Origin of the sequence: Prochlorococcus sp. MIT 1306 (assembly GCF_047304515.1) — a bacterium.
Taxonomy (GTDB): Bacteria; Cyanobacteriota; Cyanobacteriia; order PCC-6307; family Cyanobiaceae; genus Prochlorococcus; species Prochlorococcus marinus_D.
Window position 1 is genome coordinate 244,183 of the sequence record NZ_CP138959.1, and the last position, 17,876, is coordinate 262,058.

General features: G+C 54.1%; 21 protein-coding genes. 11 read left to right on the forward strand and 10 right to left on the reverse strand.

The window, feature by feature from the left end:
• Positions 1 to 92: 92 nt before the first annotated feature.
• The 5 genes from serA to SIB74_RS01250 all read left to right on the forward strand — a co-directional run bounded on the left by serA (position 93) and on the right by SIB74_RS01250 (position 4,738).
• Entirely contained in the window at positions 93 to 1,679 is a 1,587-nt protein-coding gene (gene serA, locus SIB74_RS01230) for a phosphoglycerate dehydrogenase (RefSeq protein ID WP_063396425.1), read from the forward strand.
• 14 nt (positions 1,680 to 1,693) lie between these two features.
• On the forward strand, positions 1,694 to 2,599 hold the full coding sequence (prmA, locus tag SIB74_RS01235; RefSeq protein ID WP_063396298.1) for a 50S ribosomal protein L11 methyltransferase: 906 nt from the start codon (positions 1,694 to 1,696) through the stop codon (positions 2,597 to 2,599).
• Positions 2,600 to 2,763: 164 nt separating this feature from the next.
• Positions 2,764 to 3,063 carry a ferredoxin gene (locus tag SIB74_RS01240; RefSeq protein ID WP_011130797.1) on the forward strand — a complete coding sequence of 100 codons (300 nt, stop codon included), beginning with the start codon at positions 2,764 to 2,766 and terminating at the stop codon, positions 3,061 to 3,063.
• A gap of 113 nt (positions 3,064 to 3,176) precedes the next feature.
• Positions 3,177 to 3,590 (forward strand): hypothetical protein, encoded by a 414-nt coding sequence (locus SIB74_RS01245; protein WP_063396424.1) that lies wholly within the window; start codon positions 3,177 to 3,179, stop codon positions 3,588 to 3,590.
• Between the two features lie 791 nt (positions 3,591 to 4,381).
• Positions 4,382 to 4,738, forward strand: coding sequence for a hypothetical protein (locus tag SIB74_RS01250; RefSeq protein ID WP_063396297.1), 357 nt, complete (start codon positions 4,382 to 4,384; stop codon positions 4,736 to 4,738).
• Positions 4,739 to 4,839: 101 nt separating this feature from the next.
• Here the strand turns inward: SIB74_RS01250 and psbV are convergent, their stop codons facing one another.
• Both psbV and rnz read right to left on the reverse strand, forming a co-directional pair.
• Complete coding sequence (gene psbV / locus SIB74_RS01255) at positions 4,840 to 5,352, reverse strand: photosystem II cytochrome c-550 (RefSeq protein WP_011825205.1); 513 nt, start codon at positions 5,350 to 5,352, stop codon at positions 4,840 to 4,842.
• 69 nt (positions 5,353 to 5,421) lie between these two features.
• Positions 5,422 to 6,378 (reverse strand): ribonuclease Z, encoded by a 957-nt coding sequence (gene rnz, locus SIB74_RS01260; protein ID WP_041385149.1) that lies wholly within the window; start codon positions 6,376 to 6,378, stop codon positions 5,422 to 5,424.
• A 123-nt stretch (positions 6,379 to 6,501) separates the two neighbouring features.
• Between rnz and SIB74_RS01265 the strand changes: the two genes are divergently transcribed.
• The 3 genes from SIB74_RS01265 to SIB74_RS01275 all read left to right on the forward strand — a co-directional run bounded on the left by SIB74_RS01265 (position 6,502) and on the right by SIB74_RS01275 (position 9,040).
• Positions 6,502 to 7,920 carry a SpoIID/LytB domain-containing protein gene (locus tag SIB74_RS01265; protein WP_063396296.1) on the forward strand — a complete coding sequence of 473 codons (1,419 nt, stop codon included), beginning with the start codon at positions 6,502 to 6,504 and terminating at the stop codon, positions 7,918 to 7,920.
• Entirely contained in the window at positions 7,921 to 8,757 is an 837-nt protein-coding gene (locus tag SIB74_RS01270; RefSeq protein WP_063396295.1) for a glucosamine-6-phosphate deaminase, read from the forward strand.
• A gap of 136 nt (positions 8,758 to 8,893) precedes the next feature.
• Positions 8,894 to 9,040, forward strand: coding sequence for a hypothetical protein (locus tag SIB74_RS01275; protein ID WP_156486139.1), 147 nt, complete (start codon positions 8,894 to 8,896; stop codon positions 9,038 to 9,040).
• On the opposite strand, the gene SIB74_RS01280 is transcribed toward SIB74_RS01275, so the two are convergent.
• From SIB74_RS01280 to SIB74_RS01305, 6 genes are all read right to left on the reverse strand, one after another.
• Positions 9,024 to 9,221: a hypothetical protein gene (locus SIB74_RS01280; protein ID WP_156486138.1), complete on the reverse strand. Its 198-nt coding sequence runs from the start codon at positions 9,219 to 9,221 to the stop codon at positions 9,024 to 9,026. The two genes, SIB74_RS01275 and SIB74_RS01280, sit on opposite strands and share 17 nt — an antisense overlap.
• Positions 9,184 to 9,927 carry a YebC/PmpR family DNA-binding transcriptional regulator gene (locus SIB74_RS01285; protein WP_063396294.1) on the reverse strand — a complete coding sequence of 248 codons (744 nt, stop codon included), beginning with the start codon at positions 9,925 to 9,927 and terminating at the stop codon, positions 9,184 to 9,186. The genes SIB74_RS01280 and SIB74_RS01285 overlap by 38 nt, the downstream gene beginning before the upstream one ends.
• A 71-nt stretch (positions 9,928 to 9,998) precedes the next feature.
• Positions 9,999 to 10,961 carry a tRNA pseudouridine(55) synthase TruB gene (truB, locus tag SIB74_RS01290; protein ID WP_063396293.1) on the reverse strand — a complete coding sequence of 321 codons (963 nt, stop codon included), beginning with the start codon at positions 10,959 to 10,961 and terminating at the stop codon, positions 9,999 to 10,001.
• A gap of 63 nt (positions 10,962 to 11,024) precedes the next feature.
• On the reverse strand, positions 11,025 to 11,291 hold the full coding sequence (gene rpmA / locus SIB74_RS01295) for a 50S ribosomal protein L27 (RefSeq protein WP_011825214.1): 267 nt from the start codon (positions 11,289 to 11,291) through the stop codon (positions 11,025 to 11,027).
• A gap of 42 nt (positions 11,292 to 11,333) precedes the next feature.
• Positions 11,334 to 11,735 carry a 50S ribosomal protein L21 gene (gene rplU, locus SIB74_RS01300; RefSeq protein ID WP_011825215.1) on the reverse strand — a complete coding sequence of 134 codons (402 nt, stop codon included), beginning with the start codon at positions 11,733 to 11,735 and terminating at the stop codon, positions 11,334 to 11,336.
• 118 nt (positions 11,736 to 11,853) lie between these two features.
• The gene (locus SIB74_RS01305; RefSeq protein ID WP_063396292.1) at positions 11,854 to 12,252 is read right to left on the reverse strand and encodes a hypothetical protein; all 399 of its coding nucleotides are present in this window, start codon (positions 12,250 to 12,252) and stop codon (positions 11,854 to 11,856) included.
• Between SIB74_RS01305 and SIB74_RS01310 the strand changes: the two genes are divergently transcribed.
• The 3 genes from SIB74_RS01310 to kaiC all read left to right on the forward strand — a co-directional run bounded on the left by SIB74_RS01310 (position 12,205) and on the right by kaiC (position 14,339).
• Positions 12,205 to 12,312 (forward strand): hypothetical protein, encoded by a 108-nt coding sequence (locus SIB74_RS01310; RefSeq protein WP_413681763.1) that lies wholly within the window; start codon positions 12,205 to 12,207, stop codon positions 12,310 to 12,312. The genes SIB74_RS01305 and SIB74_RS01310 overlap by 48 nt on opposite strands.
• A gap of 89 nt (positions 12,313 to 12,401) precedes the next feature.
• Complete coding sequence (gene kaiB, locus SIB74_RS01315) at positions 12,402 to 12,773, forward strand: circadian clock protein KaiB (protein WP_063396291.1); 372 nt, start codon at positions 12,402 to 12,404, stop codon at positions 12,771 to 12,773.
• Positions 12,774 to 12,839: 66 nt separating this feature from the next.
• The gene (gene kaiC / locus SIB74_RS01320) at positions 12,840 to 14,339 is read left to right on the forward strand and encodes a circadian clock protein KaiC (RefSeq protein WP_063396290.1); all 1,500 of its coding nucleotides are present in this window, start codon (positions 12,840 to 12,842) and stop codon (positions 14,337 to 14,339) included.
• A 56-nt stretch (positions 14,340 to 14,395) separates the two neighbouring features.
• Here the strand turns inward: kaiC and SIB74_RS01325 are convergent, their stop codons facing one another.
• Together SIB74_RS01325 and purD are read right to left on the reverse strand one after the other, a co-directional pair.
• On the reverse strand, positions 14,396 to 16,453 hold the full coding sequence (locus tag SIB74_RS01325; RefSeq protein WP_063396289.1) for an ATP-binding protein: 2,058 nt from the start codon (positions 16,451 to 16,453) through the stop codon (positions 14,396 to 14,398).
• Between the two features lie 24 nt (positions 16,454 to 16,477).
• Complete coding sequence (gene purD / locus SIB74_RS01330; RefSeq protein WP_063396288.1) at positions 16,478 to 17,794, reverse strand: phosphoribosylamine--glycine ligase; 1,317 nt, start codon at positions 17,792 to 17,794, stop codon at positions 16,478 to 16,480.
• Between the last annotated feature and the right edge of the window lie 82 nt (positions 17,795 to 17,876).

The window sequence follows — 17,876 nt, forward strand, 5'->3', positions numbered from 1 at the left end:
CAATCGTTTGAATTCTGAACCCTGTTTTGTGGTCTGCAGGGCTTGGAGCCTGTAGATCTCTACAGTGCCCTGCTGCAGTCTTGCGCCGGTTGATGACGAAAGTTCTGGTTTCAGACCCTATCGACCAAGCGGGAATTGACATCCTCGCTCAGGTTGCACAGGTGGATCAGCGTGTGGGCCTGTCAGAGGATGACCTCAAGGCGATGATCGGCGACTACGACGCGCTGATGATCCGTTCTGGCACGCAGGTCACGGCGGATGTGATCAAAGCCGGCGGACGTTTGCGCATCATTGGTCGGGCGGGTGTTGGCGTCGATAATGTTGATGTGCCGACGGCCACCCAACAGGGTGTTCTGGTGGTGAATTCGCCGGAAGGCAACACTATTGCTGCTGCTGAACAGGCGTTGGCTTTAATGCTTTCGCTCTCTCGGCATGTGCCTCAGGCCCATGCCAGCACGATGGCTGGGGGTTGGGATCGCAAGAAATATGTAGGGAACGAGCTCTATAAGAAAGTTCTTGGCGTGGTTGGGCTCGGCAAGATCGGCTCCCATGTGGCCCGGGTCTGCAATGCCATGGGTATGGAGGTCATCGCTTACGACCCCTTCATCTCTGCGGACCGTGCTCAACAGATGCAGGTGCGACTCTCAAGCTTGGAGAATCTTTTTGAGCAAGCCGACTACATCACCTTGCATCTCCCTCGTACTCCCGATACCGAGAATTTGGTCAATGAGGAATTGCTGGGCAAGATGAAGTCCACAGCAAGGCTCGTGAACTGTGCTCGCGGTGGCATCATCGATGAGTCAGCTCTGGCTGATGCCTTGACGGCTGGAGTGATTGGCGGGGCTGCGTTGGATGTTTATGCCCAGGAGCCATTGGCTACCGATTCGCCGCTGCGCTCTGTGCAGGAGCGCTTGATCCTTACGCCCCATCTCGGTGCCTCGACGACGGAGGCGCAGGAGAACGTGGCTGTGGATGTGGCGGAACAGATCCGAGACGTCCTGCTTGGTCTTCCTGCCCGCAGTGCCGTGAACATCCCTGGCCTCAGTGCAGAGATCATGGAGCGGCTCAAGCCTCATTTGCAATTAGCCGAGACCCTGGGGTTGTTGGTGAGCCAGCTCTCCGGAGGACAGTTGCAGGAGCTTGAAGTTCGTCTTCAGGGGGAGTTCGCTCAGCATCCCTCTCAGCCTCTGGTGATTGCTGCTCTCAAGGGGGTGCTGACCAGTGCCCTTGGCGATCGGATCAATTACGTGAATGCGTCCTTAGAAGCCAAGGGCCGTGGCATTCGTGTCTTGGAGGTCAAGGACGAGACAAGTAAGGATTTTGCCGGGGGGTCCTTGCAACTGACCACTCGTGGTGACCAGGGCGGTCACAGCGTGACGGGTGCGGTGTTTGCTAATGGCGATCTGCGCATCACCACCATTGATGAATTCCCGGTCAACGTGTCACCTAGTCGACACATGCTGCTGACCAGGCACCGCGATATGCCTGGGATTATCGGTCAGTTGGGCTCCGTGCTTGGTGAACACAACGTCAACATTGCATCGATGCAGGTGGGGCGTCGCATTGTGCGCGGTGATGCGGTGATGGTGCTGAGCATTGATGATCCAATTCCGCCCAGCTTGCTGGTCACCATCCATGCGATCAATGGCATTAAGGAAGCCCATCCGGTCACCCTCTGATCAGGGCTGATGAGATGAACTCTGCTGCTGCTCTTCGCTGGTGGCGTCTTTCTCTGCCCATTGCAGATGAGCTGGAAGAGTCGCTCATTTGGAAGCTGACAGATCTGGGTCTTTGCCGACTTGCTGTTCAACATGCGCCTGAGAACTCTGAGCGCACTCTGTTGGCATGGTTGCCATCGTCTGAGTGGTCCGAGTCGGACAGAGATCAGCTGATGGCCAACCTGCGTCCTCTGGCCGAACCGTTTGGCTTGAAATTAGCCAACCCCACTTGGTGCGAGGTGGCTGATGAAGACTGGAGTTTGAACTGGAAGCAAGATTGGCAACCCGATCCGGTGGGGCAGCGTCTGTTGATCTTGCCGGCTTGGTTGGATCTGCCGCAGGAGTATGCCGATCGGCTTGTTGTGCGACTAGACCCTGGTAGTGCTTTTGGTACTGGCAGCCACCCAAGCACTCGCCTTTGCCTGGAGGCGCTGGAGAGGAACCCACCGCTGGGCTTGAGGGTTGCAGATCTCGGCTGTGGCAGTGGGGTGTTGGGTTTCGCCGCACTTGCTTTTGGGGCCAGACAGGTGCTGGCCGCTGATACGGATTGCCAGGCTGTCTGCGCCTCTAGAGCTAATACAGAGCTCAATCAGCTCGATTTAGATCGTGTAAGGGTTGTGCATGGTTCTGTGGAGGCTTTGTCAGCGCAGCTAGAGGGAGAGGCCGTCGACCTGCTGCTCTGCAACATCCTGGCGCCTGTGATTGAGGTTTTGGCTCCAAGTTTTGATCAGTTGTTGAGTGCTAATGGTCGAGGTTTGCTCAGTGGTTTGCTGGTGAAGCAAGCGCCAAGGCTTCAGATGGTTGTGGAGGCGCTGGGATGGCGGGTGAATAGCCTGACTGAGCAGGGCTGCTGGGGGCTTTTAGATGTGTCTAAGCGGTAATTCTGCGCAAATTTTTACATAAGCCAGAGTTATCAGTACTCGTTCTTTGATTGGCCTTAGTCGGGCAGATTGCACGATCAGACTGAATTTTTGCCGGGAGGGTGTTAGAAGGAGCGGTCCAGGGGCGTTTTACTTCTGGATTTCTATGCGTTTCCATCCATTCCATGGCTTCCTACAAAGTCACCTTGATCAGCGAGAGCGAGGGCCTGAACAAGACCATTGAGGTTCCCGATGATCAGTACATCCTTGATGCTGCTGAAGAGCAGGGCATCGACCTGCCCTATTCCTGTCGAGCTGGGGCCTGCTCCACATGTGCAGGCAAGCTCACAGGTGGTTCTGTGGACCAGTCTGATCAGAGCTTCCTCGATGACGATCAGCTTGAAGCTGGTTTCGTGTTGACCTGCGTTGCTTATCCAACCTCTGATTGCACCATCAAGACCCATGCTGAGGAAGAGCTCTATTGAGCTCAGGGCAGTTGTCTCTGTTCCCGATCAGTGCTTGCGAATCGGGATCCCATCAGCCACCCTCAGCGGGTGGCTTTTTGCTTCAAGGTGGTGCTGATGACTCTGTTTTAGATGTGACGTCTGTTGCCCCTGCCAGAGCGGATGTCGATGTTGTGTTGGCGCACGGCAGCATTCACACCAGTCCTGGTGGGCAATACAGTTTTCGTGTGATCGGTTCTTGTTGCCGGCTGTTTGATCGCGAGGAACTGCCATGGCCTTGCTGTCGCCTTGCCTGGCGGAGCAAGGAGCCCAGTTGGCGACGTGTGGGCCGGCGCTTTGTTGCTGATCTAGCGGCTCGTCGTTGTCCGTCTTATGTCGTCGAGTTATTGCAGCCTGGTTCAAAGCCCACAGTCACAGTGCTGACGTTGTTTTCTCAGCGCTTGACGCCGGGTTTGCAGGAGTGGTGGTATAGCCGTGGGCAGCTCTCCAAGGACCCAGCAAATCTGCTGCCAGCTTCGATGCTGAATGCAAGCGAAGAGGCCCCATAGTGTTGATCGGCTAAGGGCTGATTGGCTACTGGCTTGGCATTTTGATCAACGGCCAACTTGTCATGAGTGCGATTCGCTTCGATAGCTAATCGAAGTTATTGATAGAGCATTTGCTAGCTTCGGATCACATCAACCAGAAGCCAAAGCAGCTTTCTTTGAACGAGGCTTTGCGGATAGAAGCAGGAAATGATTTGCTGTGAAGGAAAGTATTAATAAAATTATAAGCCTGGAAATTGCTATTGATTGTGTTGACCAGGTTGCGTAAAAGCCTTGTTGAAATATGATTAGGTTATGAGCGACGCCAAACTTCGATTCTCTTCTAAAAGTTAAAGCTTGGATCATGAGAAGCTTGCCTGTTAAACACAAGAAGAAATGAGATCACTTGCCTCATAGCTTTCGTTTGCTTGGATTGAATGGGAGTGGGATGATTTTACTTGTCTCCATCTCTCAACCCTAGCGGTTGCAAGTACAGTCAGAAATGCCGAAGTGAGTTCATCCATTGATGCAAAATTAGTTGGCGGGTGAAGGTATTATTGCGCCATACTTTGCTTTGCGATTGATGGCTCATTTTTGTTTTGCCTGGCCATAGATGACAAAGGATATTGTTGATAACTGCAGGCCATATTTCTGCTAGAAGTGATGCTGGCTAGCTGATTAGTCGCTTCAATTAGAGGTTAAAGAGAGCCCTCTTGAATGGCTCATCTTTGCTTTCAGTTTTGCAATCCAAATGCTTAAGCAAGGTGTTGTTGAGCAAGCTGTTGAGAAGGCTTGATTGATGTAAGGCTTGTCTGTTGCGGCAATCCTTGAGCTATGAGCAGCAGATCTTTGATTTAGAGCGCAGGCGAAGCCTTTCAGAGGCGATTGTCCTGAAGATCGGCGCTTTATTTAGGCCAAGCCTTCAAGCCAATCATTCCACCCCGCTCGAGAGCCACAGGGCAGGCTGCATCCGCCTTGTCGCAGCACTTTCTCCTGCGACCTCGTTATTTGGTCTAGTGCGAGTGGCTAGTTCCCCTGGGGGGTTGAGAGTGAGCAATCGACAAGCCTTTTCTCCTAGAAGAGATATCTCTCAATCAGCTTGTTCAATCAGTGATCACGACAGCAACAAACACTGGAGTTTTAGATCGCTATTGATTTTAAATCGCGATTGAAGATAAGACTCTGGCGAGGGAGATCACTGCCAATTTTTTAGGCAAAAAAAAGGACCCCAGCTTTAGCTGAGATCCCATGATTGTTTTTGCTTCTTAAGCGATCAGAAGTAGATCTTGCCACCACCCCATTGGTCGCCCTGTACTTTCTCAGCCGTGAGGATGTAACCGGCGATTAGGCGCAGGTCTTCATCGTTGAGCGTGCGCATCTGAACGTAGACATCGCTGCTGCTGATGCCTGGGTGGGTGTCGGCAATGCTGTATTCCCCGTCATATGACATGGGATTTTTCAGGAATTCGACCAGGCCGTCCACGTTGTCACGAGCAGGTGATGCCAGTGAGAGAGCCTCAAGGTCGAGGCCAACGTTTTGATTGGTCTTGGTGACGCCTTGGTTATGGCAGGTGGCGCAGTTGCTTTTGAAGAGCTTGCTAGCGCTCTTGATTTCTGACTCGCTGAAGGTCACCTGCTGTCCGCCTGAGCCTGCGGGAACGGTGAGGGTCTCGGCATCCCATTGGGCAGCCATGGCCGGAGAGCTAATGCTCAAGCCAATTATTACGGGCAACACGATCAATAGTTTGATCAGGGACCGTCCCAGGGATGCAAAGAGAGAGGCCATGGAATACGCCAGTTACTGACAGAAGCGACAACACCTTGTATCACGGGGCGGGAGCTCTAAGGGCCGTAATCAAGAACTGTTGCAGCGCGGAGCGACTTCAAAACTGAGGAAATCCTTGGCGAGGATGGTGTTCGAAAAGATCGCTTGAGCTTCTCGTAGCAGGTCATTTGGGGTGACCGGATTGCCTGGCGCATAGCGGGGACTGAGGTGGGTCAATACGAGTTTCCCGACGCCGGCTTCGGCAGCTGTTTGGGCCGCCATGGTGCTGGTGGAGTGCTGCTTCTGATAAGCCATTTCTGCTTCGCTATGGGCGAAGGTTGCTTCGTGGATCAGCAGGTCTGCTCCTGCGGCTAGCGAGACAGCAGCTTCTGAAAACACCGTATCGGTGCAGAACACGATGCTGGCGCCTGGGCGATCTGGTCCGCAGAAGTCCCGGCCATCCACCACGCGACCATCATCGAGGCTGACCTGTTCACCACGCTTTAAGGCGGCATAGACGGGGCCTGGCGGGATGCCGAGGCTTTGGGCTCGTTCAAGGTTGAAATGGCCTGGCTTGGGTTTTTGCTCCACGCGATAGGCGTAGGCCGGCACGCGATGAGTGAGCGGGGTGCAGCGCACCAGGATGTCTTTGTCTTCAAACACAATCAGGTTCTGCTCTGCTGCGTCTCGCACGCGATGAACCTTGAGGGGGTATCCGATCCTGGTGGAGCTATTGCGCAGAACGCCTTGCAGATAGCTTTCCAGTGGATCGGGGCCGTAGAGATCCACTCCGTTGCTGTTGCCGGATAGGCCGAGGCTGGCCAACAGACCCGGCAGGCCAAACACATGGTCGCCATGCATGTGGCTAACAAACACTCGTCTGAGTTGAGAAAGACGCAGATCGCTGCGCAGGAATTGATGCTGAGTACCTTCTCCGCAATCAAACAGCCACAACTCAGCACGTTGGGGCAGCCGCAGAGCCACGGCAGAAACATTGCGGGCTCGTGTCGGTACGCCCGAGCTGGTGCCGAGAAAGGTGACCTGCAAGGCCTTGCACACCCCAAAGACCATGCTGCCATGGCTTGGGGCCTGGCCTGGTTGTTGTGATCGGGGCACACTGAATGTCCTTGTTGAACATGTTGATTGGCTTTGCCAGCGCCGCTATGGGCTATGGGATTGGTCGGCGGGGTCACACTCACGGCCGTAAGCCCTTCTGCCCAGGTGATTGCTGTGCAGGAGCCAGTGATGCGGGTGCTGGTGCTGGAAGCATCAGCTCTTCGTCTGCGGGCTGATGCTGAGCAGCCTTTGCTTGTGGCAGGCCTGGGTTCGAGCGAGCAGAGGCTGAGGGCGCTTTCGGTTCGCAAGCAGCGCGGTCAGCTGCGGCTGACCCTTGAGGGGCGGTCGCGGCGATCGCTATCGCTTGCTTTGCAGCGTGAGCTCAGGGTTCGCAGTGCAGACCCACGCGGGATATGGCTGGGCAAGCGTCGCTATCGCGGTGAGTTGAGGGTTCGATCAGTTGGTGCAGGCTTGCAGGTGGTGAACCACCTGCGCGTGGAGGACTATCTAGCCAGTGTGGTAGGCAGTGAGATGCCGGAATCCTGGCCATTGGCTGCACTGCAGGCCCAGGCGGTGGCCGCTCGCACCTATGCCCTCGCTCAACACGGCAAAGCAGGTGGTTTTGATCTCAAGGCCACCGTTGCCAGTCAGGTGTATCGCGGTGTGGAATCTGAAACCGCCAACACTCTGAAGGCGGTGGAAAGCACCCATTCGCTGGTTTTAGTGCATGGCGGTAAGTTGATCGATGCTGTTTTTCACAGCAGCTCTGGCGGGGCAACAGAAGCCAGCGGGGCGGTATGGAGCAAGCAGCTGCCTTATCTGGTCAGCGTGCCGGACCACGATCAACACAGCCCTGTGCATCAGTGGGACGTGTGGTTTGAGCCGCATCAGTTGCGAAGAGCGTTCCGAGAAACCGGTGGTGTAAGCAGCATTGATGTGTTGGGCACCACGGGCACGGGCAGAATTCGCCAGGCTCGTGTGCAGGGTCCTCGTGGTGATTTGCTGCTGAGCGGCAAGCAGCTGCGCCAGCGTTTGGGCTTGAAGAGCACCTTGGTGCGCTTTGAAATGCTTGCCTCGAAGTCTGCAAAGCCTGGCGCCGGGGTTGGCTTTAAGCGCTTTGAGCACAGCTTTGGAAAACGCAACTCTGCTGGAGCTGGCACGGTGTTGATGGGGTCTTGGCGTGATGGCGCAACAGGCAAGAGTTTGTTTGCACCCAGCGTTGATGCCAATGCCAGTTTCATGGGCCTGACCCCGCCGCCGCCTTTGCCACCTCTGCCGGTTCGCTCAACACGCCGCTCGCGCCATCAGCCGCTGATGTTGCTTGCGATGGGGCAAGGTTTTGGCCATGGCGTGGGCATGAGTCAGTGGGGTGCCCATGGCCTGGCGCAACGGGGTGCAGATTTCCGCCAAATCCTCAATCACTACTACCGAGGCGCAGAGATTGTTCCCTATCGGCAGCTGCAGAATTCCTCTTTGGCCTTCCTGTGGCGTTCTCGCCAGCCTGGAGGAGTTGAGAGCATGGGAGACGCCTAATTGAACCTCTTGCGGCCTTCTGTGGCCTCTGAGCAAGGGTTCGCGAGCACGATCACGGTGCGAGAGAACCTGCCAAGCCTTGTGGAAGCGGTTGTTGATGCGCTGGAGGGGCATCTAAGGCAGCGGCTGGGGGAGCAGAGGCCGAAACCGCTTGGCTTGGCCACTGGCCGCACGATGGTGCCGATCTATGGCGAATTGGTGGCCCGTTTACAGCGTTGGCCAGCTGATGAGCTCGAGCATCTGCGGCGCAGCTGGTGCAGTTTCAATCTTGATGAGTATGTGGGCTTGGGGGCAGCTGATCGGCGCAGCTTTGCGGCCTATATGGCTCGTCATTTAGGCAAGCCGTTGCAATTGAGCCCGCAGCAGTTGCATCTTCCCGATGGCGAGGCGACTGATCCAGAGCAGCAGGCTGGCAGTTATGCCGCTCAGTTGCAGAGTTTTGGTGGTGTTGGCGTGCAGTTGTTGGGCTTAGGCAGCAATGGCCATGTGGGCTTCAATGAGCCGCCTTGTGGCCCAGAGGCGGCTTGCCGGGTGGTGGCGTTATCGCAGTCCACTCGGCAACAGAATGCTGCTGCTTTTGGTGGTGATCCCAGCCAGGTGCCATCTCAAGCACTCACGCTTGGATTAAAAGAAATTCTCGCGGCAGATGAAATTCATTTGATCGTGACGGGTACAGCCAAAGCAGAAATTCTCAAGGTGTTGTTTGATTCGCCATGCACGGATCAGTTGCCGGCAAGTTGGTTGCGCAATCATGCTCGGGTTTCACTTTGGCTAGACCAATTAGCTGTTACTGGAGAGAAAGTTCCTGAAGCGAATGACAGTTCAAAGTTGATTTGAGTTTTAGGCCTTGGTTGCTTGTAAGCAAGAAAATCATTGGTGATAGCAGGATGTTCATTGTGGCATAGTAGTGCGATATTCGTATAGCATTTTACCTTGTCAAAGGCATGGGAATAGGATCAAGAGATGTTAGGTCTTGAATGTCTACGCTGGGGTTGATTACACGATTAACAATTTCGGAACCACCTCATTCAAGCTGTATGGCCGTGGCGGTCTTGAGTTCTGGGATTCAAACCGCGGCACTGATTGGCGTGCCTCCGGTGGTGTCACCTTCCAGTTCTAAGCATCACGCTTAAGCGTTCAACGGAAACCGCTGGGGTCGTAATCACGACCTCAGCGGTTTTTTTGGCCGTCTCATCCCCTTCGCTTGTCGCCATAGCCGTCGTTGTGCTGCTGCTGCCTCGGTCATCTCGCCATTCTGTCTTGTTAGCTCTCCAGGTTTGAGCTGATGTGATGCACGTCATCGAGCTCATCAAGTGCCTCCAGCAATTGCAGGCATTGGTCTTCGCTTTTTTGATCTGCTTGGCTGATCGTGGTGAGTGGTCTCCAGCAGTGTTCCCATCCCTCAACAATCCAGCCTTGATCTCTGAGCCCAGCCTGCAGGCCTTCTAAAGCTTGAAACGGGCCATAGACCACAGCGCCATCGTCGATCAATTGATAGCCATCAGCTTCAAGCTCCAGCAGGTTTTCCAGCAGTGCATCTTCTGAAACCTTGCCCCCATCTTGTGCAGACTGCGCACTCAAATACACTTCGCTGCGTTGCTCAAACAAGTAGGCCACGCAGCCGCTTTCGCCGAGCTTGCCGCCGTGTTTATTGAAGGTTAGGCGTAGGTCTGCAGCTGTGCGATTGCGGTTGTCGGTGAGCGCTTCGATCAGAACCGCGACGCCACCAGGGCCATAGCCTTCATAGCGGATGGCTTCCAATTGGCATGCGCCGTTTTGGTCTTGGCCGGAGCCTTTTGCAATTGCGCGCTCAATATTGGCCGCAGGCATTCTTGCGTCTTTGGCTTTGTTGATTGCGGTGCGCAGTTGAAAATTACCGTTGGGGTCGCCGCCGCTTCTTGCTGCCACACTGATCTCGCGTGCCAGGCGGGTGAACACAGCACCTCGCTTGGCATCCACCACAGCTTTGCTGCGTTTGATTTGAGACCATTTGCTATGGCCGGCCATGGCGGAGGCTGATTAGGTTGTTGCTTGACCATCAACGCTAGGGGCGTTCGGGTTGAACGACAGTGTTGCGATCATCCCTGTGCGTTGAACACAACTTTTGGCTTCACTGTTGCGTTGTCTTCCCAGTAGGCCATTCCGGCGACTTCGCCTCTGCAGTCGATCACCACGAGCATGGACTTTTTTGCGCTTGGATCAGTTTGGTTTGGAGCAGATTCTTGCTGATCAGAGGCCAGAGGTTTGGGTGCTGGTTGGCATTGATCTTGATGGGCGGTAATGCGGCGCCCGCAGCTCCAGCTCTCCTGTTCCTCTTCGTTGAGTTGCAGTCTTGGTAGGTGTGCAAGGGCCGTGAGTGGCGGTAACACAGCAGGCGGAGTCGTTAGGGCTGGATTGTCTCGATCGGGTAGTGGTACGGCTTGTTGCTCGTGAAACCCCAGTGCCTGGGTTCGCTTTAACCACCCCAGGCAAGCGCCGCAGCCAATTAATTCGCCTAGATCTCGTGCGAGAGAGCGAATGTATGTGCCTGATGAGCAATGCACGTTGAAGTCGATTTGGCCCAGTTGTTGGTTCCAGTTGAGTAGCTGCAAGCGATCAATCGTGATCGTTCGCGCTGGAATCTCCATCGTTTCTCCCCTGCGGGCACGTGCATGGGCGCGTTCCCCTTGCACATGCACGGCTGAAACTTGCGGTGGCCGTTGCTGAATCCTGCCGCGAAACGGCTCGAGATAGGCCTCGATCTCTGCTGTGTTCAATTCGGGCCAGGCTTGCTTGGAGATCAGATCCCCTTGTTGATCGTCGCTACTGGTGCGTTGGCCCAGTTGGATGCTGCCGCGATAGCTCTTGGCGCCGGGTAGATAGGGCAGCAGCCTGGTGGCATGCCCTAGGGCGATGGGCAAAACTCCTGTTACGGCAGGATCAAGCGTGCCGCCGTGGCCCACGCGCTTGATGCCAAACACGCGCCGCATTCGGCTCACACAGTCGTGGGAGGTGAGGCCAGCAGGCTTGTCGATCACCACAAAGCCGAAGGGCACAGTCACCTGATCAGCAGCGTTCAGTTTGTGACTGCTGCTGCCCGCATTGTCTGCAAAGGCTGAGATTGCTCAGCTGGAGGCAACCACACTGATGCGCTTGCGGTTGCGCAGGCTGCGGCGAATGCTTTCGAAGGTCACCACACCATCGGTTAGAGCGAAGAGGGTGTCGTCTTTGCCCTGGCCAACGTTCACCCCTGGCAACACTGAGGTGCCGCGTTGGCGAATCAGGATCGACCCTGCTGTAACGGTTTCGCCGCCATAGGCCTTCACGCCAAGACGCTTGGAATTTGAATCGCGGCCGTTGCGTGTGGAGCCTGTGCCTTTCTTATGAGCCATGGTGATTTAAGCGGTATTGAGAGCAGTGTATGGAGGGGGTGGTTAGCTGAGTGCTTTGCCGTCTATTGAAATGGATTGAACCATCACTCGCGTGAGTTCTTGGCGGTGTCCATTTTTGCGTCTTGTCTTCTTCTTGGGGCGCATTTTGTAGACGATGATCTTGGGCCCTCGGCGGTGGTCCATCACCTTCAGTTCCACGCTGGCACCCTTCACGTAAGGCTGGCCAACTGTGGTGTCATTCTTGCCATCCTTGATCAGCAGTACGTTCTCAAGGGTGACGGTGTCATCAACAGCCGCTTGCAGACGGTCTAGGTCGTAGTAACGGTTGGGTTGCAACCAAAACTGCTGGCCAGAGGCCTCAACGATGGCGTATGAATCACTTTGGTCTTTAGCTTCAGCTTTGGCTGCAGCGGCTTTTGGCTTTGCAGCGGGTTTCTCGGCCATGGGTGCTTTAAGACGCGTTCAGGCTCGGAATCTGCAGAGCTGGGCTGATAAGCGCCGCACCACTTTGACCGATTTGGCCTGACTCGCAATCGAGAGTCAAAGAAAGATCTTCCCGCGTTTAGGCGCCTTTAGTCAAGATTGAACGCTGATCCCTGAGCGTCAAAACCTCGGAGCGAAGCCGACTTTGATCATTGCTTCTATTGCGGCGCAACACACCAGCATTCTTTGATGTTTGCTGTGATTGGTGTTTTGCCAGCCCTGCTCTGCCTGAGGATGTTGTGCTCGCAGGCCTAGAGAGTCTCTGATCAGCTTGTTGCAGCCTCAGTTGTCTTGAGGAGAGGTTTTCGTTGATGCAGAGATCGATGCATGAGTGATTTTCGAGATTCTTGCGCTGTTCCCCTGGCCCTAGATCGCGAGTTGATCGGCATTGTTTGCTGTTTGATCGATCACCTAGGTTGTGGAGATCCATATGGATCTCATTGACGCTTTCTGGCAACAGTTCAGACTTGAGTTGCATGAGAGAGAGTCATCGCCGGGCGTTCTGTTCGCATTGCTCGATCTAGCAAAACACCTTTGAGTGATGCTTCAACACTCGCTTTCCGCAGAAGTACCCCTTTTGTTGATATCAATCAGTTCCGATTTAGAAGATGCTTCTGAGATGCAATTATGAGCCCAAGAAAAACCTACATCCTCAAGTTGTACGTAGCAGGGAATACCCCTAATTCGATGCGGGCGCTTAAAACTCTGCGCGACATTCTCGAGAACGAGTTCCGTGGCGTGTATGCGCTCAAGGTGATCGATGTGCTCAAGAATCCTCAGCTTGCAGAGGAAGACAAAATTCTGGCGACACCAACCTTGGCCAAGATCCTGCCGCCACCGGTGCGCAGGATCATTGGTGACCTCTCAGATCGCGAACGGGTTTTGATTGGTCTTGACCTCCTCTATGACGAGATCTATGACGAGATTCCTGAGGAGATGCTCGGCTCAGCGGAGCTCGATACGTTGGCAGACGATGACATTGCGTCGCCAGATTCTTAAGGCTCGCGGTGCAGCGCTTTGTTCCAGGGCTAATTCTCTCTAGCGTTTGAGTAGAACGTCCTAGCTATGCAGTCTTTTAGTGCCGGTGGCTCCTCCCAGATGCAGGTGCAGAAGCTGCCTACTGGGATCGAAGGTTTTGATGACATCTGTCATGGCGGCTTGCCGACGGGGCGTAGCACGCTGATCAGTGGCACGTCGGGTACAGGCAAGACAGTTTTTTCACTTCATTTTTTACACAACGGCATTACCCAGTTCGATGAGCCTGGAATCTTTGTGACCTTTGAAGAGTCTCCATCAGATATTTTGCGAAATTCCGTCAGCTTTGGTTGGAATCTTCAAGAGATGGTGGAGCAGGATAAATTATTCATACTCGATGCTTCACCGGATCCTGATGGTCAGGATGTTGCAGGCAGCTTTGACCTTTCAGGGTTAATTGAAAGGATTAATTATGCCATTGTTAAATATAAAGCGAAACGGGTGGCAATCGATTCAATGACAGCCGTTTTCCAACAGTACGACGCAATTTCTGTGGTGCGTAGGGAAATCTTTCGCTTGATTGCACGTCTTAAGGTGATTGGCGTTACCACCGTAATGACCACAGAACGGATTGATGAATATGGCCCAATTGCACGCTATGGGGTAGAGGAGTTTGTCTCCGACAACGTCGTCATACTACGCAATGTTCTTGAGACTGAGAAGCGTCGACGCACCGTTGAGATTCTCAAGTTACGTGGCACAACTCACATGAAGGGTGAGTTTCCATTCACCATGGGCACCCACGGCGTCAGCGTCTTCCCTTTAGGCGCAATGCGGCTTACGCAGCGTTCCTCCAACGTGCGGATTAGTTCTGGTGTTCCTCATCTTGATGAGATGTGTGGTGGAGGTTTCTTCAAGGATTCGATCATTCTTGTTACTGGTGCAACGGGCACTGGTAAAACCCTTTTGGTGTCGAAGTTTATTGAGGATGCTTTCCGAAATAAGGAACGCGCGGTTTTGTTTGCCTATGAGGAGTCGCGAGCCCAACTGCTGCGTAATGCCACCAGTTGGGGGATTGATTTTGAAGAGATGGAAAGTGAAGGCCTGTTGAAGATTATTTGTGCTTATCCAGAGTCGACTGGTCTGGAAGATCATCTGGAGATTATTAAAACGGAGATTGGACAATTCAAGCCATCGAGGATGGCGATTGATTCACTTTCTGCCCTTGCACGTGGCGTGAGCCTCAACGCCTTTAGACAGTTTGTGATTGGAGTAACAGGCTATGCAAAGCAGGAGGAAATAGCGGGATTCTTTACCAATACCGCTGAAGAGTTTATGGGAAGTCATTCGATTACTGACTCCCATATCTCCACAATCACAGATACTATTCTGCTGCTTCAGTATGTGGAGATCCGCGGCGAGATGGCCAGAGCTGTGAATGTATTCAAGATGCGTGGCTCCTGGCACGACAAGAGAATTCGTGAGTATGTTATTACTGATAATGGCCCACAGATTAAAGACTCATTCTCTAACTTCGAACGGATCTTCAGTGGTGCTCCTCATCGTATTGCTGACGACGAACGCGCTTAATGTTGCTTCGATGTAAGGGCCTTAAAGCCACTAGTTGATTCAGTTTATTGGCTGAATTAGAGTTCTAAACCTTGTTCTTGTTGCCGAGTTGTTCGTACTGATTGCACGATAAGCTCGTCGGCATCTGTTTGCTCAAGAGGTAGATCAAACCAAAAGGTTGTGCCCAGCTCAACCTCACTGGCCATTCGTATTTGGCCGCCATGCTTTTCGATGATGCCGCGCACGATTGATAGTCCAAGACCGGTGCCGGCTTCTGTATGCACGGCATTTTCCACACGATAGAAGCGGTCAAAAATATGTTGTTGGTCATCCTGATTGATGCCATGGCCTGTGTCCGAAACTTCTACGCGGAGCTTGGGGAGTGGAGAGAAAAATTCGCAATGTGGTGCTGATTTGCTGCTCTCGATTGGAGACATTTTGCAGCTATCAGGCCATGTGTAGGCTCGCACCATCAGGCTTCCACCAGCACGACTAAACTTGAGCCCATTGCCGACTAAATTGTCGAGCACTTGGAGTAATAGATCCCAATTTCCCAGGATTGTTGGTAGCTCATCATCTGTATTGAACTCAATATGAATCTGCTTGTCATCTGCATTAAGCCGATAGTTGCGTAGGGTTTGCTCGATGGCAGGGCGAAGATCCATGGGCTCGAACTGCACGGTCCGTCCGGATTCCAATCGCGAAAGGTCGAGTACATCATTGACGAGTCGAGCCAGCCTATCGGTTTCGGAATTAGCAACACCTAAGAATTCTTTCTTTTCTTCTTCGCTGAGTTGATCACCGAGATCATGCAGTGTTTCTACATAGCTTTTGATATTGAACAGTGGTGTTCTAAGTTCATGTGAAACGTTGCTAATGAAGCGGCTTTGGGCTGCATTGAGCTCCACTTCTCTTGTGAGGTCCTGCACTGTGATTGCGATGCCTTTAAGGGTTTCACCACTTTGATCACGTACTGACTGCAACACGATGCGAAGTGTGCGTGATGGTTCTTCAAGACTGCAACGCAGATCGTTACTTTCACCGATATTGCGCAGCAGAGATTGAAGTGGATCATGCAGTTCGTTTGCGATGATCTCTGGTAACTCATTGAGCAGTTCCTGGCCCTCAAGATTTCGACCTTCCCAGCGAAATAGCCGCCGTGCTGTTGGGTTGGCCAGCACGATTTGTCCAACTTCATCGAGCAGTAAAGCGCCATCGGCCATCGTGGCAATCAGCGATTGCTGCTTCACTTGGGCGGCAGTGAGCTCTTCAATATTGGCGGCGTCATAGGCCTCCAGTTGGGAGGCCATGGCGTTGAAGCCATTCAGGAGTTCTCCCAGTTCTCCTCCCATCGGTAGAGCGATTCGAGCTTCGAAATTGCCGGAAGCAATGGCCCTTACACCGCGCAGCAGCTCCTTCACAGGCTGCGTGATCGTTAGAGCATTGAAAACGGCGCCGAGAATTACAAGCACCCAGATGGAGATGAAGACGGCAATCGTCACCTGTCGCGTGAGAGCCGCGCTGGCAAGAGCTGTGTCGTTGGGGTTGACCCCCAGAGCCAGTGTCCCTAGATAATCACCTTTCCACACCAGTGGAACGAAGACATCGGTGAGTTGACCTTGAGGGGTGAGGTGCTGGCGAATCAGTGCGTTTTCTGGTCGTGATGGCAGCTCTGCTGGCAGTTCCAAGCGATGGTTGAGTTGCAGATCGTTATCACCGCTGACAGGGGAAGCGCTAATGGGGATTCCCAGATAGATCAAGCCATCTGGGTCGGCGAAGAAGATGTAACGAAGGCTGCGCGAGCGCCAGAATTGTTCGGCAACAGTTGCCAGTTCCCTGTCACGTCCTTGGGCGACAAGTTCAGTGACGTTTCCGGAAAGGAGGAGTCCTAGGTCCCTGGCGTAACGCGTGTCATTCATCCCTGCATCCCTTTGGATGCCGTTGAGGACGAAGAAGGTGACGCCTGTCATCAGCAGGCTTACCACCAGTGTGGCGATTGCCAACAACTTGGTTTGCAGGCTGAATTCTGCCCACCAGAGATAGATGCGTTCCCCCCAGCCGGGTGGCTCTGGTGGGGGTTGGCCATCTCCTGGGGGAGCCCACTCGGCGATGGCTTGCGAAGTACTGCTGGCCATCAACCCATTCAGCGTCTCTTCACCCTAGGACTGGCGCACTTGGTGACCGATGTCCCGGCGGTAAGTGATCCCTTCGAAATACACCTGATCAAGACCTTGGTAGGCGTTTGAGAAGGCCTGATCAAAATCGTTTGCTTGAGCCACAACCGCCAACACTCTGCCGCCATTGGTCAGTTGATCTCCCTCTTCAGTGCAGCGGGTGCCAGCATGGAAAAGCTGTAGGGATGGGCCTTGCTGCAGCTGAATGTTGATGCGGTCACCCTTGCGGGGTGCATTGGGGTAGCCCGCTGCTGCTGCCACGACACATGCACTGCAGCAGTCCTCGATCAATAGCTCTGGTGCTTGATCGAGGCAACCAAGTGCACAAGCCTGCAGAACTTTTGCCAGCTCTGGACCCATCAGTGGCATGAGGGTCTGGCATTCGGGATCGCCGAAGCGACAGTTGAATTCAATCACCTGCGGCCCAGAGGGGGTGAGCATCAATCCGGCATAGATGACACCTCGATAGTCGATGCCTCGCTGCTTCAGGGTCGCAAGGGTTGGCTCAAGGACAACCCTGCGCACAAGGTCGAGTCCTGCTGCATCGAGCAGGGGAGCCGGGGCATAAGCCCCCATGCCCCCGGTGTTAGGGCCCCTGTCGCCGTCTTCTAGACGTTTGTGATCCTGAGCAGGGGGCAGCAATAACAATTGCTCGCCATCGCAGAGTGCGAAGACGGATACTTCTGGCCCCTCTAGTCGCTCTTCAAGCACCAATTGGCAACCGGCAGCTCCGAATCGGCCGCTGAAGACCTCCTGGATCGCTTCAGCTGTTGCTTCGATGCTGTCGGCTACGCAGACCCCTTTGCCTGCTGCTAAACCATCGGCCTTAACAACCAAGGGTTGTTGCACTTGATTCAGCACGCTCAGAGCGTCTGCTGCTGTGCTCACTGTCCAGTGTTTTGCTGTTGGCACGCCGGCTTGAGCCATCAGGGTTTTGGACCAGGCTTTGCTGGCTTCCAGCTGGGCACCCTCGGCCCCTGGCCCAAATACAGCTAGCCCGGCCTTGCGCAGTTCGTCAGCCACGCCAGCGGCCAGTGGAGCTTCCGGCCCTATTACCACTAGATCGATCTGAAGCGATTGGCAGGCATCAATCAGGCCATTGATGTCGGTTTCTGCGATCGCCAGGCACCCACAGCCCTGGTGCTCTTTTGTGCCCCCATTCCCTGGTGTGACCCAGACGTCTTCTATGCCGGAACAGCGTCGTAGTGCCCATGCAAGCGCGTTTTCACGCCCACCACTACCAACCACAAGCAGCCGCTCTAAAGGGGGGAGAGGATGGGGACGGGTGCTGGACATGGCCATAGGAACAAGCAGGGACGGGGAAGACCCCTAGGTTTGAGCAGGTCGGATCTCGTCAGAGGAATCCGTTGCCCTCTTCCATCTT